Annotated in this window: 12 protein-coding genes; 3 read left to right on the forward strand and 9 right to left on the reverse strand. The window is 64.4% G+C overall.

Annotation, left to right across the window (positions count from 1 at the left end; all coding sequences use genetic code 11):
- Positions 1-70 precede the first annotated feature (70 nt).
- Both AC1DXN_RS18915 and AC1DXN_RS18920 read left to right on the forward strand, forming a co-directional pair.
- Positions 71-1,072 (forward strand): ornithine cyclodeaminase family protein, encoded by a 1,002-nt coding sequence (locus AC1DXN_RS18915; RefSeq protein ID WP_477275168.1) that lies wholly within the window; start codon positions 71-73, stop codon positions 1,070-1,072.
- Positions 1,069-2,550, forward strand: a complete 1,482-nt coding sequence (locus AC1DXN_RS18920; RefSeq protein WP_477275170.1) for an HAL/PAL/TAL family ammonia-lyase — start codon at positions 1,069-1,071, stop codon at positions 2,548-2,550. Before AC1DXN_RS18915 ends, AC1DXN_RS18920 begins: the two co-directional genes overlap by 4 nt.
- Before the next feature lie 15 nt (positions 2,551-2,565).
- Here the strand turns inward: AC1DXN_RS18920 and AC1DXN_RS18925 are convergent, their stop codons facing one another.
- The 8 genes from AC1DXN_RS18925 to AC1DXN_RS18960 all read right to left on the reverse strand — a co-directional run bounded on the left by AC1DXN_RS18925 (position 2,566) and on the right by AC1DXN_RS18960 (position 10,286).
- A complete protein-coding gene (locus AC1DXN_RS18925) occupies positions 2,566-3,369 on the reverse strand; it encodes a 3-methyl-2-oxobutanoate hydroxymethyltransferase (protein ID WP_477275172.1) in 804 nt (267 codons plus the stop codon).
- Between the two features lie 297 nt (positions 3,370-3,666).
- Complete coding sequence (locus AC1DXN_RS18930) at positions 3,667-4,731, reverse strand: ABC transporter ATP-binding protein (RefSeq protein WP_477275174.1); 1,065 nt, start codon at positions 4,729-4,731, stop codon at positions 3,667-3,669.
- Entirely contained in the window at positions 4,731-5,519 is a 789-nt protein-coding gene (locus tag AC1DXN_RS18935; RefSeq protein ID WP_477275176.1) for an ABC transporter permease, read from the reverse strand. The genes AC1DXN_RS18930 and AC1DXN_RS18935 overlap by 1 nt, the downstream gene beginning before the upstream one ends.
- Positions 5,519-6,388, reverse strand: a complete 870-nt coding sequence (locus AC1DXN_RS18940) for an ABC transporter permease (protein WP_477275178.1) — start codon at positions 6,386-6,388, stop codon at positions 5,519-5,521. Before AC1DXN_RS18940 ends, AC1DXN_RS18935 begins: the two co-directional genes overlap by 1 nt.
- Positions 6,389-6,454: 66 nt before the next feature.
- On the reverse strand, positions 6,455-7,516 hold the full coding sequence (locus AC1DXN_RS18945; RefSeq protein ID WP_477244362.1) for an ABC transporter substrate-binding protein: 1,062 nt from the start codon (positions 7,514-7,516) through the stop codon (positions 6,455-6,457).
- Between the two features lie 39 nt (positions 7,517-7,555).
- The gene (locus AC1DXN_RS18950; RefSeq protein WP_477275180.1) at positions 7,556-8,524 is read right to left on the reverse strand and encodes a PfkB family carbohydrate kinase; all 969 of its coding nucleotides are present in this window, start codon (positions 8,522-8,524) and stop codon (positions 7,556-7,558) included.
- On the reverse strand, positions 8,521-9,558 hold the full coding sequence (locus tag AC1DXN_RS18955) for an ADP-ribosylglycohydrolase family protein (protein WP_477275181.1): 1,038 nt from the start codon (positions 9,556-9,558) through the stop codon (positions 8,521-8,523). Before AC1DXN_RS18955 ends, AC1DXN_RS18950 begins: the two co-directional genes overlap by 4 nt.
- A 2-nt stretch (positions 9,559-9,560) precedes the next feature.
- Positions 9,561-10,286 (reverse strand): GntR family transcriptional regulator, encoded by a 726-nt coding sequence (locus tag AC1DXN_RS18960; RefSeq protein WP_477275183.1) that lies wholly within the window; start codon positions 10,284-10,286, stop codon positions 9,561-9,563.
- A 321-nt stretch (positions 10,287-10,607) separates the two neighbouring features.
- Here AC1DXN_RS18960 and AC1DXN_RS18965 point away from each other — a divergent pair, with 321 nt between their 5' ends.
- Positions 10,608-11,693 (forward strand): SIP domain-containing protein, encoded by a 1,086-nt coding sequence (locus AC1DXN_RS18965; protein ID WP_477275185.1) that lies wholly within the window; start codon positions 10,608-10,610, stop codon positions 11,691-11,693.
- Positions 11,694-11,703: 10 nt separating this feature from the next.
- On the opposite strand, the gene AC1DXN_RS18970 is transcribed toward AC1DXN_RS18965, so the two are convergent.
- The gene (locus AC1DXN_RS18970) at positions 11,704-12,474 is read right to left on the reverse strand and encodes an IclR family transcriptional regulator domain-containing protein (RefSeq protein ID WP_477275187.1); all 771 of its coding nucleotides are present in this window, start codon (positions 12,472-12,474) and stop codon (positions 11,704-11,706) included.
- Between the last annotated feature and the right edge of the window lie 43 nt (positions 12,475-12,517).

The following is a 12,517-nucleotide window of genomic DNA, read 5'->3' on the forward strand; positions in this document are numbered from 1 at the left end:
CGCCAACAAACTTTCGTGTCGCCTCGCGGCCTGTTATGGGATGAATGGGCTGCCTGGGGACCGCGCACGCATGAAGCCTATCTACATCGATTACCTCAACGCCCTCGATATCGATGCCCTTGCCATGACCGATGCCGAGATCATCGACGCGGTGGAGGCTGGTCTGGTCGCCCAAGGCAACGGCCAGACGGTCATCGAACCGCGCGTCCATCTCGAGCCGGATCCGTCCTTCCATGGCCATTTCAACGTCTTGCGCGGCTACGTCGCGCCGCTCGAGACCGCCGGCGTCAAGATCGTCGGCGACTATGTCGACAACTACCTGCATGGCCTTCCATCAGAATTCGGCATTCTCAATCTGTTCGATCCGCGCACCGGCACGCCGCGCGCCATTCTCGACGCCACCGTCATCACCGACATGCGCACCGGCGCCGTCACCGCTATCGGCGCCAGACATCTGGCGAAAAAGACATCCAAGGTCCTCGGCCATATCGGCGCGCGCGGCACCGCCTACTGGAACGTGCGCCTGCTCGACCATCTCTTCGACTTCGACGAGATCCGCATCCATTCGCGCCGGCCGGAAAGCCGCGACGATTTTGCCGCCAAACTGTCCGCCGATCTCGGCAAGAAGGTCACGGCGGTGGCCGACTGGAAGAGCTGCGTCGAAGGCGCCGATATAGTCGTCGAGGCATCGCGGCTGCCGGAACCGCAGCCGTTGCTGAAGACCGAATGGATCAAGCCGGGCGCGCTGGTGGTGCCCTATGGTACGATGAGCGCGGTGGAGCTATCCTTGACCGATATCATGCAGAAAATGGTCGTCGACGATTGGGGTCAGTGCAAGGGCGGCAAGTTCGGCTCGCTGCGCGCGCATGTCGAGACCGGACGGCTGAGCGAAAAGACGCTGCATGCCGAACTCGGCCAGATCGCCGCCGGCCTCGAGCCGGGACGACAGGGCGACGACGAAACGATCCTGTTCTGGCATCGCGGCCTGTCGCTCTCCGACATTGCGCTGGGCAAGGCAATGCTGGCCAAGGCGCAGGCGCAAGGCATCGGCCAGAGGCTGCGCTTCGCATGAACGCGCTCGTCCTCTCAGGAGCCGGCATCAGCATCGAGGACGTCGCCAGCGTCGCCCGCGACGGCCGCAAGGTCGAGGTGGCGCCGGCCATCATCGAGAAACTCGACAAAGCGCGCAAAGTTCTCGACCAGGCCGCCGCTGCCGGCCAGCCGGTCTACGGGCTCAACACCGGGCTCGGCGCCAATCTCGAGACGTCGGTCAACGGTGACGCCGGCGCCTTCCAGCGCCAGCTTTTGGAAGGGCGCAGCGGCGCGGTTGGCGATTCGCTGCCGCAGGAAATCGTGCGCGCGACGATGCTGGCCCGCGCGGCGATGCTCTCAGTCGGCGGTTCGGGCATTTCGGTCGGGGTCTTCGCCGCGCTCGTCGAAGCGCTCAATGCCGGCGTCCATCCGGTGATGCCATCGCTAGGCTCGATCGGCGCCGGCGATCTGGTGCTGATGGCAGCGCTCGGCCGCATGCTGACCGGCGACGGTGAAGCCGATTATCAGGGCCGGCGCATGCCGTCGGCCAAGGCCATGATGTTGGCCCGCCTGACCCCGATCAGCCTGGCGCCCAAGGACGGGCTGTCGCTCATCAACGCTTCCGCCGTGTCCACCGGCAGCGGCGCGCTGGCGGTCGCCGACGCGCTGTCTGCCTTGATGCAACAGCAGCAGGCCGGCGCGCTGACCATGGAAGCCATCGGCGCCAACCAGACGATCCTTGATCCGCGCCTGCACGCGGCACGGCCGGCCGCCTGCCAGCAGGTCGCGGCGAAGGAGTTGCGCGAATTGCTGGCGCGACACGAGCCGCCGGCGCCGACAACCCTACAGGACCCGCTGTCGATCCGCTGCATGCCCTCGATCCATGGCGCGTTGATCCATGCGATCGATCAGGCGAGACAAGCCGTCGAGATCGAGCTCAACGCCGCCGCCGACAACCCGCTGGTGATGGGCGACGACGAACTTGTTCTATCGACCGGCAATTTCCACACCGCCTCGCTGGCGCTGGCCTTCGAGACGCTCGGCCTGGCGATCGCTCAAACGGCTGCCGCCTGCGCCGCCCGCTTCATCCAGCTCACCGGCTCAGGCCGCAACGGCCTGCCCAAATATCTCTCCCCGGCCGGCGGCGCCTCGGCCGGTTTCGTGCCGCTGCAAAAGACGGTGACGGCAATCCTGGCCGCCATCCGCCACAAGGCCAATCCGGTGATGCTCGATTTCCTGCCCGTCTCGGAAGGCGTCGAGGACCACGCGACGCAAACCCTTCTCGCCATTTCGAAATGCGCCGAGATGATCGGGCTGTGGCGGCGGCTTGTTGCCCTGGAATTGATGGCCGCCGCGCAGGCGGTCGACGTGCGCGAAGGACTGGCGCTGGCGCCGGCCACCGGCGTGATCCATGCAGCGGTACGCGTGCTCGTCCTGCCGCTCAGGGAAGACCGGCCGCTCGGCATCGACGCCGAGACCCTCTACGCCACGCTCGCCAATGGCAGATGGCAGGCGTAGCCGACCGCGCTTCCTTCAAGCCACGCCGTCGACCTTGTTCAGGAACAGGCGAAGCTGCTGCGGGTCCATGTGCACGACGTGCCTGTCCTCAGGATAGGCCAGGCTGTTGACATCGGCGACATATTCGGAGAACGCGGCGATGCGCTCGGCCTGCAGGCGGTCATATTCGGCGGCGAAATTGCGATAGACCTTGGAATGGCGGGGCATGTGGCCACGGTTCTGACCAAGAATGTCGTCGGCGAACAGATACTGCGCATCGCAGCCGGTGCCCGCCCCCATCGACAGCATGATCAGCGACGTCCGCTCCGAGATCGCCTTCGCCACCTCGACCGGAACCACTTCGATCTCGGCGCCGATAGCGCCGGCAGCCTCATACTGTTTCACCGCCTCGAATATCTGCATAGCGGTATCGGCGGTCTTGCCGACCGCCTTGAAGCCGCCCGTCCAGGTCGCACGGGAAGGAATGAGGCCGACATGGCCGATTACCGGTATGGCGTCATCGGCCAGCCGCTTGACGGTGGCAAAGCCGGCGCTGCAATAGACCGCGTCGGCACTCGCCTTGTAGAGCCGGAACGCCCAGCGGATAAAATCATCGGCGGTGCCGATCTCATAAAAATTCTCGCCCGGCATGGTGAACAGGCTGGGCGCCGCATCGCGATACTGCGGGTTAAGCACCAGCTCCGGCGGCACCGAAACGATGTCGACCCCTGCCCGCTCGGCGGCCTCGGCCTCGTCCATCGTCATCACGCGCAGCATGGTCAACTGGCGCTTGCCCTTCATGGCGCGCAAATCCGCCACCGTCGGTCTTTTCCGGCTCATCTAGGAAGTTCCCCTTGTTGCCTGCCACGGTAGGATAACCACTATACCGACCTCGACCTATCCCGCTTGTGCTATTCAGCAGCCGCCGACATATCGATCCCGTGGAAGTCGCACTTTTTCTTGCCAGCTGTCGTCATCATCGCCCCAGCGGCAGGCGTGCGGCACGCCGGAGCCGGCGCAGCCGAGAGGCCTCTGCTCAAGGATGTAGCGCATAGGCGCGCACGCCGGCCAAGGGCGATCACATCATTTCCCATCAGTATCGCAGATGGAAAGTGACGTCGCCACGACCTTCGGCACCTATCCGGCGATCAGCACCGTGCTCTCAGGCGACCAGCGCAACACCACGTCCTGCCCCTCAGCCAGCCTTGCAATGCCGGTGTTCTGGACGATGACCTTCAGCGTCTGTCCGGCCCGTTCGACGAAATAGGTGCTGTTGTTGCCGGCAAAGATGCGCTTGGAAACCTGGCCCTTGAGCATGTTGGCATTGACCGCATCCGGCGCCCCCGCATCGGTGGCGATGCGGATGCGTTCGGGCCGCACCGCGCAGCTAGCCTTGGCGCCGGCGGCGAGCCTTGCACCGGCGCCTGCAGCAATCGACGTGCCGTCGGCCAGGCGGATGCCGCTGCCGGTGGTGTCACCGCGAAAGATGTTGGCGTCGCCGAGGAAGGTGGCAGCGAACTCGCTCTTCGGGCTGTCGTAGATATCCTCGGGCGGCCCTTCCTGCACCAGCCTGCCGTCGCGCAAGATGCCGATGCGGTCGCTCATCGTCAGCGCTTCTTCCTGGTCGTGGGTGACGAAGATGGTGGTGATGCCGATCTCGCGCTGGATACGCTTGAGCTCGATCTGCATGTCGACGCGCAGTGCCTTGTCGAGCGCGCCGAGCGGCTCGTCGAGCAGCAGCACACGCGGCTTGGTGACGATGGCGCGGGCCAATGCAACGCGCTGGCGCTGGCCGCCGGAGAGCTGGTGCGGCCGGCGGCCGCCAAGCTTGCCGAGTTGCACCAGATCGAGCGCGCGCTGCACTTCGCTGGCGATGGTCGCCTTGGCCTCGCCGCGCACCGACAGGCCGAAGGCGACATTGTCGGCGACGCTCATATTGGGAAACAGCGCATAGTTCTGGAACACCATGCCGATCTGCCGTTTCTCCACCGGCACGCGTTCCACACTTTCACCGCCGATGGAGATGCGGCCGCTATCAGGGAAATCGAACCCGGCGATCTGTCTGAGCAGCGTGGTCTTGCCGCTGCCGGAGGGACCAAGCAGCGCATAAAAACCGCCATCGGCGAAATCGATGGACACATCGTCCAGCGCCTTGTGCGCCCCAAAACTGCGCGAGACATTCGATACCTGGACGCCGGCCATTATTTCTCTCCGCCGAATTTGAAGAACCGCGCCGTGAGCAGCATCAGCGCCATCGACACGGCGATGATGATCGTCGAGACCGCGTTGATCTCGGGCGTAAAGCCTTTGCGGATCGCGGCGTAGATTTCGACCGGCAGCGTCGTCTCGCCCGGCGTCGACAGGAAGTAGGACACGACGAACTGGTCGAACGACACCGCAAAGGCGAACAGCCCGCCGGCGATGACGCCGGGCATGATCCACGGCAAGGTCACACGCCGTGTCACTTGCCACTGGTTGGCGCCGAGTGAGCGCGCCGCCTCTTCCAGCTCCGGCGCAAAGGTCTGCAGCCGGGCCGAGACGACGACGATGACATAGGGCAGCGCCAGCGCCACATGGCCGAGCAGGATCGCATGCGCGCCACGGCCGATGCCGACGCCGAAGAAGAAGATCAGCATCGCCGTGCCGGTGATCAGCCACGGAATGGCGATCGGCGGAAACAGCAGCGCCTGCAGGAGTTTCTTGCCGCGAAATTCATAGCGAAACAGCGCGAGCGACGCCGCCGAGCCGAGCACCGTGGAGATGATGGTGGTGATGACGGCGATCTCGACGCTGTTCCAGGTCGCGGCGATGATCTGGTCGTTCTGCCACAGCGAACTGTACCACTCCGTCGTCCACTCGAACGGCAATTGGTAGAAGGGCGAGACGTTGAACGACATCAGCGCCATGATGATGATCGGCAGATAGAGGAAGGCGAGCAGCAGTCCGATGTAGAGGCGGCCGAGTCCTTCGAGGATGCGGGTCGTCGCCATCACGCAGCCCTCTTCAGCACCGGCGAGGCCACGGCCAGGATGACCAGCACGACGGCCAGCAGGATGAAGGACAGTGCTGCCCCCAGCGGCCAGTTGAAGACGGCGACGAACTGGTCCTCGATGATCGTGCCGTAGAAGGTGCCGGTGCGTCCGCCAAGGATGCGCGGCTCCATGAATGAACCAACCACCGGCACGAAGATCAGTGCCGCGCCGGCGACCAGACCCGGCATCGACAGCGGGATGATGACCCGCTTCAGCACCTGCAGCCGCGAGGCGCCGAGCGAGCGTCCGGCCTCGATCAACGAGTCGTCGATGGCTTGCAGCGTGAGGTAACAGGTCAGCACCATATAGGGCACATAGGAGTGCACCAGCCCGATGATGACGGCGGGGTAGGAATACATGAGGTCGATGTTGATCTTGAACGGCAGCACCGCGTTGAGCGCGGTGTCGAGAATGCCGCCTTCGCGCAGCACCATCGCCCAGGAGAAGATCCGCACCAGTCCATTCGACCAGAACGGCAGGATGACAAGCAGGAAGATCGCCTCGCGGCTGCGCCCCTTCAGCACCTTGGCCAGCACATAGGCGGCGGGGTAACCGATGACGACACACCACAAAGTCACCTCGAGCCCGAGCCTGAGCGAGGCCAAAAGCAGCGTCAGATACAGCCCTTGCGAGAAGAAGGCGGCGTAGTTGTCAAGCGTGAATGCCCACGCCTTGGCCGATAGCGGCAGCTCGGTCATGAACGAGAAGAAGACCATGGCCGACAGCGGCAGGAAGATCGCCACCGTCAGCCACAGATAGGCTGGGAGGAGCAAAGGCAGAGCCGATCTCAGCCCGCTACGCGATGCGACCGCGCCCTGTACTGCCATGATACCCTCCTCCCCAGGATTGAAGGACCAGCCGGCGCGAACCGCCGGCTGGTCCGGATGTGAGTTTTACTTCACGTCGACCTTCAGCTGCTGCCACAGCGCCAGATAGGCTTCGCGCTGGGCGTCGGTGACCGGCGCCTGGAACTGGATGCGCTTGGCGACCTCGGGATCACCCATGACCTTGCGGTTGAAGGCATCTTCCGGAAGTGCGGCGACCGCCTTGGTGTTGGCCGAGACCGGGGCGCCAACCTTGGTCACCCATTCGACATAGAATTTCGGGTCGATCATGTAATTGATGAAGGCTTCGGCGCCCGCAACGTTCTTGGAGCCGGCAGGAATGGAAAAGGCATCGAGCCAGGCGACGGCGCCTTCCTGTGGCACGACCAGCGAGACCGGCAGCTTGAAATGCGTCTTGGCGCGGTCGGCCGAGCCGCTCCAATAGGTGCCGATGTCGATCTGGTTGGAAGCCACCATCTGGTTCCAGTCGTTCTCCGAACTCCAGAAGGTCTTGATCTGCGGCATCAGCGAGGTCAGCTTCGTCTTGACCGCATCCATGTCCTTGATGTCGTTGATATTCTGACCGGTGGCGATGGCGCCGAACTGCACCGCTTCGACGGCGTCGTCGCGGATGACCACACGCCCCTTGTGGGCGGGGTCCCACATCTCGGCGATGGAGGTCGGCGGCTTGTCGAAGGACTTCTCGTTGATGGCAAGCGCGGTCAGGCCCCACACCCACGGCACGCCATAGACCTTGCCGTCATGGTCGAGCATCGGCGAGCCGGATTTGTCCGAGCTGATGTCGGCATAGTTCGGCAGCTTCGACACGTCGATCGGCTGGATCAGCTTTTCCGCCATCGCCTGGTCGTTGAAGGCAGCGTTGATCATGACGACGTCGTAGAGGCCCGGATTGGTCCGGATCTTGGTCAGCATTTCCTGTTCGGAATTGAAGAAGTCGTTGACGACCTTGTTGCCGGTCGCCTTTTCGAAAGCCGCGACGGCCCATGGCTCGTCGGTGCCGTAACCCTTCCAGTTGAGCACGTGCACTTCGTCGGCCCTGGCGGCAAACGCAAGGGCGGAGGTAAAGACGGCGGTCGCCGTCAAGAGAGCAGTCAGTTCAGGCATGCGCATGGTTTTGTTCCTCTCTTTGTTTGCCCGGTTCCGGGCTTTTTAGGCATTGGCCTCTTGGTTCCGGCCAGGCGCGCGCGCTGTGGCATGGCTCAGGAATGTCTGGATTTCTTGGTCGCTCGGCGCCGAAGAGCCGCCATGGCGGGTGACCGACAGGGCCGCCGCCGCGTTGGCGTAGCGCGCCGCCTCGAAGGGCGGCATGCCGCGCGACAGCGCGCTGACGAAGGCGCCGATATGGCTGTCGCCGGCGCCGTTGGTGTCGATGGCGGCGACCTTGAAGCCGGGAATGATTTGCGCGGTTCCGTTGGCCAGCCGCACAAAGCAGCCCCTGGCGCCGGCGCGGATGACGACGCCCGCTGCCCCAGGGCAATGGTCGGTCAGCAGCCTTGCCGCGAGCACCTCGACATCGCCTGTGCCGGCGATCTCGGCGGCTTCCGTGGTGTTGCAGCTCAGCCATGTCGTGCGGCCAAGCACCCGCGACAGGATGGGACGCGGAATGTCTGAAATGATCGGCGTCGGATCGAAGACGAAAGGAATGTTTCCCGGCAGCGCTTCGATCCAGTCGGTCAGCGCCTCGCGGCTTGCGGGATAGCTCAGCGTGTAGCCGGAGGTGAACACCCAATCATCAGGCACGACCGACACCGGTTGCATCATGTCGAGGCTGAGCACGCTCTCTGCACCTGGCCACGACACGAAGGTGCGTTCGGCATCGCTCGAGATCATGGCGACGCAATTGCCGCTGTCCATCAACGGCGATGGCGGCGTCAGCGTCTCGATGCGCTCGGAGGCGAAGGCGGCGCGCAAAAAGTCGCCGTTAGGCCCGCTGCCGAGTTGGCCACCGAAGACAACCGTCATACCGGTGCGGCTGGCCGCAACCATCATGTTGAAGCCCCCGCCGGCGACCTGGGCAAAGCTCGACGCCGTCTTTTCCATGCCGGGCGCCGGCAGAGCGTCGATACGGTAGACATAGTCGACCACCGCACTGCCGATATGGACGAGACGCCCGCTCATGCCGCAGCGTCCTTGCCGGTCTTCGCCAGCCGCGCCGCGACAAGATCGGCGGCAAGCAGGCGAACCTCCGATAGGTCGATGCCCCTAAGCTTGGCGATATGCTGTTGCGGCAGCTTGGAGAAACCTGTGCAGGCGCCGGCCATACCGGCCGCGATGGCGCCGATCGTGTCGGTGTCGCCGCCGAGATTGGCGCTGATGACCGCCGCTTGCCATGGATCGCCGCCTGATATCTCCAGCACCGCAAAGGCCGCCGGCACCGATTCCTGGCTGGCGACGCCGGTGCCGACGAGATCGACGATCAGCTTGATGCCGTCAGCGACGGATTTGCCGCGGACGAGGTCTCTGGCCCACGCAATGCGCGCGGCGATATCGCCGCCGGTGGTCCAGTGGCCGAGGGCCGCGCCGCGCTGCGCCGCCAGGACGGCTTGATCCGAAGCAGCGCGCCAGTCGCCACCGGCAGCGCCGCAGCTGACGGCGGCAGCAACGGCAGCCGCCGAGGCAATGGCGATCGAGGTGTTGTGCGTGGCACGGCAGGTTTCCGCCACCTTGGCGACCAGCGCGTCGAGCGGCGCCAGTGGCATCATGATGCCGACCGGCGCGATGCGCATGGCCGCACCATTGGTGTCGCCGCTGCGCCCCGCTTCCTCAGGCGGCACCCCGTCATTGATGGCGTCGATGGCGCGCTTGGTCGATGGTCCCAAAAGGTCGTAGCTGCCGCGCGCCTTGACGTCGCGCTCCCAGTCGAGCAGCGCGTTGACCCAGCGCCTGTGGTCGAATTGGTCGCCGGAGTCGACCAGGATGCGGCCGAGCAGCAGCGCCTGTTCGGTATCGTCGGTGATGGTTCCTGATGCCATGCCCTTTGACACCGGATGGTCGGCGTTCGGGGCGACGAAATCCTCGACATGACCGTAGAGTTCGGCGATGCGGGCCGGCGACAAAAGCTGCGTCGGCATGCCGAGCGCATCGCCGATTGCGCCACCGATCAGCGCGCCCATCGCCCGGTCGATCATTGCGGCGGAAGCTTTGTCCGACATCCTCAGAATTCCATATGCAGCGCGAAATGCGCCGGGTTGAGCAGGCTGGTGACATATTCGATCGGCCGCCCGTCGGCGGCGCGCGTCAGCCGGCGGCCGCGCAGGAAAGGCGTGCCCAGCGGACAGGACAGGATGGCGGCGTCCTCGGCGTTCAGCATTTCGATCTCGACCCACTCCTCGCCATGGTCGGGCACGAGCCCGGCGTCGCGCAGCGTCTGGTGCAGGGACCCCTCGCGCAGGCCGCGCAGCGGTACATCTTCGAGCTCGGGCGACAGCGGCAGGCGGCTGCGCTCGATGGAGATGGCATGGCCGTCATCGGCGTTGGTGCGCACCCGATCGACGGCGATGAAGAACGGATTTTCAATGCCGAGCCGCGCCGCAAGATCGGCATCCTCGATGACCTCGAGCCGCAAGGTCCGGGTCTGGGCATTGGCGCCGGCATTGGCCAGTGCGCGCGACCAGCCGATGCTGTCGTCGACCGGCATGCCGTCGAAAGTGACGAAGGAGCCGATGCCGACTTTGGTGGTAATCAGCCCGCGGCTCGACAGTTCCTCGAGGCCTTTGCGGACGGTGTTGCGGCTGACGGAAAAGCGCTGGACGAGTTCGTTTTCGCTCTGCAGGCGGTCGCCGAAACCGAGCACGCCGGAGCGTATTTCCTGCTCGAGAACGGTCGCGATCTGTTCGGGCTTGCCCGTTCCGGGAGACAACAGAGCCGCACGACGCTTCATATTGATACCTGTTCAATATACCTGTTCAGTCCTGTTCAATAACCGATGTGAACGGTGACGTCAATTGCGAGTTGCCGCGAAACGATCTGCGGTCTCTTACGCTGCCGTCGGTCGCTTCCCACATCCGGATAGAGCGCATGGACCAGGTCGCGGATCGCATCCTGTGCGAGATGCTTCTTCGATGATCGCGGTGGTCTATAAATTAAAGTTGACTCGAGGCATCATGTTTTAATATGTGACCCGTCATGGCGGCATCGAGCCGGTTCGCCAACTTGCGCACCAGGCTCGATTTGGACTGGCAGGCAGGCTCGGAGGCTGAGCATGACGGAAGCATCGGCAAGCGGACTGAGCTGCGAGGCGCGGCTGAACCTGCGTCATCTCCCGCACTACATCGGCCGCATCAGCGACAGGCTGCAAAGCTTCGAAGCCGATGCGACGCGGGATGGCCAGCGGCTCGACTTCCGCTTCGCCTTTGGCGGCGCCTCCTTCGACATGGAGCGGCTGGTGATGCGCGCCAGTGCCGCCGATCGCGACGGCCTTGCTCGCATCAAGGACCTGCTCGCCACCGCGGTCGAAGTCTATGCCAAGGACGAAAACCCGGAGATCGTCTGGACCGGCGATCTCGCCGGCGAGACGCGCCTCGCGCAGTTTCGTGAGATGGTGGTGACCGATGTCACCGACCTCACCCCGCATATGCGCCGCATCCGCCTCGCCGGCGAGGATCTCTTACGTTTTGCCAAGTTCGGCGGCATGCACATCCGCATGCTGTTCCCGACCAGGCAGGTCCCCGATCCACTCTGGCCGGTGCTCGGCGGCAATGGCCTGCCTGTCTGGCCGTCGGACGACAGGCGCCCAGTGGCGCGCGTCTACACCATCCGCAGGCTCGACGTGGACAAGGGTATTGTCGACGTCGATTTCCTCATCCATCCCGGCGACAGCGTCGGCTCGGCCTGGGCCGCGCAAACGGCACCCGGCATGAAAATCGGCATTATGGGGCCGGTCGGCCGCCCGGTGCGGCAAGCCTCCTGGTATCTGATGGGCGCCGACGAAACCGGCCTGCCGGCGTTGGCGCGATTGCTGGAGAATTTGCCCGCCGAGACCAAAGGTGTCGCCTTCGTCGAGATTGCCGATGATGGCGAGAGACAGCATATCGACAACGCCACCGGCATCGAATTGCACTGGCTGACGAGAAACGGTGTGCCGGCCGGTACCGATGAAAGGCTGGCGCGCGCCGTCCAGTCGGTGTCATGGCCGCGGGGCGGTTCGGCCTTCGGCTGGTTCGCCGCCGAAGCGGCGGCGGCAAAAATCGTTCGCGAACACTGGCGCGGCACGCTGGCGCTCGGTCGCGACGAAACACTGGCTGCCGCCTATTGGCGGCGCGGCGCGGCAGGATTGATGGCCAACTGATCTCGCTTCGTCAAACGAAGAAAAACTCCTCGATGCGCTGTTTCGCGACTAGCAGAGCGGGCAGGATCTCTTTCTCCATCTCCTTCACGGAGAACCGCGCCAACTGGGTCGAAACATTGATCGCCGCCACTGTTTGCCCGGTCCGATCGGTGATCGGCACGGCGATCGAGCGCAGGCCGAGTTCCAGTTCTTCATCGACGATGGCAAAACCATCCGCTTTCGCCTTGGCGATGGCTTCGGCCAGCGACCGCCTGTCGGTGATCGTCTTCGGCGTCCGTCTCTCTATCTTTGCCTGGGCAACGAAGGTTTGCTGTTCGTCAGGCGCAAGACCTGCAAGCAGGATCCGCCCCATCGACGTGCAGTGCGCCGGCAGTCTGGTGCCGACATCGAGCGACACGCTGAGGATGCGCCGGCCCGGCACGCGCGCGACATAAACGACGTCTTCGCCCGACAGCACCGCCGCATTGCAGGCTTCGTCGAATTGCCCAGCCACCTCGCGCAGGATGGGTGCTGCGAATGTCCACAGCGACGCGCCGCCGAGCCAGGTACGGACGACAGTCAGCAGCCGCGGCGACAGCGAAAACAACCGGCCGGACTGCGTCGCATAGCCAGTCGCCACCAGCGTGAGCAGGAACCGGCGAGCCCCGGCACGGGTCAGCCCGGCCTCCTCCGCCATTTCGGTCAGCGTCATGCCGGCGGGATGGGTGGCCAGTATTTCCATGACCGCAAGCCCGCGCTCGAGCGAACCGACATGATCACGTGAAGCCGCTTCATCGTCCATGCCACCTCCAAAATCCCAGGATTGACTCGACATCCCTGGTTGT

The organism is Mesorhizobium sp. P2_H9 (assembly GCF_056403215.1).

Coding starts and splice junctions, on each gene's coding strand:
- AC1DXN_RS18960 (WP_477275183.1), bottom strand. CDS start 10,286: ATGAAGCGTCGTGCGGCTCTGTTGTCTCCCGGAACGGGCAAGCCCGAA.
- AC1DXN_RS18955 (WP_477275181.1), bottom strand. CDS start 9,558: ATGTCGGACAAAGCTTCCGCCGCAATGATCGACCGGGCGATGGGCGCG.
- AC1DXN_RS18925 (WP_477275172.1), bottom strand. CDS start 3,369: ATGAGCCGGAAAAGACCGACGGTGGCGGATTTGCGCGCCATGAAGGGC.
- AC1DXN_RS18945 (WP_477244362.1), bottom strand. CDS start 7,516: ATGCGCATGCCTGAACTGACTGCTCTCTTGACGGCGACCGCCGTCTTT.
- AC1DXN_RS18935 (WP_477275176.1), bottom strand. CDS start 5,519: ATGGCGACGACCCGCATCCTCGAAGGACTCGGCCGCCTCTACATCGGA.
- AC1DXN_RS18915 (WP_477275168.1), top strand. CDS start 71: ATGAAGCCTATCTACATCGATTACCTCAACGCCCTCGATATCGATGCC.
- AC1DXN_RS18940 (WP_477275178.1), bottom strand. CDS start 6,388: ATGGCAGTACAGGGCGCGGTCGCATCGCGTAGCGGGCTGAGATCGGCT.
- AC1DXN_RS18950 (WP_477275180.1), bottom strand. CDS start 8,524: ATGAGCGGGCGTCTCGTCCATATCGGCAGTGCGGTGGTCGACTATGTC.
- AC1DXN_RS18970 (WP_477275187.1), bottom strand. CDS start 12,474: ATGGACGATGAAGCGGCTTCACGTGATCATGTCGGTTCGCTCGAGCGC.
- AC1DXN_RS18965 (WP_477275185.1), top strand. CDS start 10,608: ATGACGGAAGCATCGGCAAGCGGACTGAGCTGCGAGGCGCGGCTGAAC.
- AC1DXN_RS18920 (WP_477275170.1), top strand. CDS start 1,069: ATGAACGCGCTCGTCCTCTCAGGAGCCGGCATCAGCATCGAGGACGTC.
- AC1DXN_RS18930 (WP_477275174.1), bottom strand. CDS start 4,731: ATGGCCGGCGTCCAGGTATCGAATGTCTCGCGCAGTTTTGGGGCGCAC.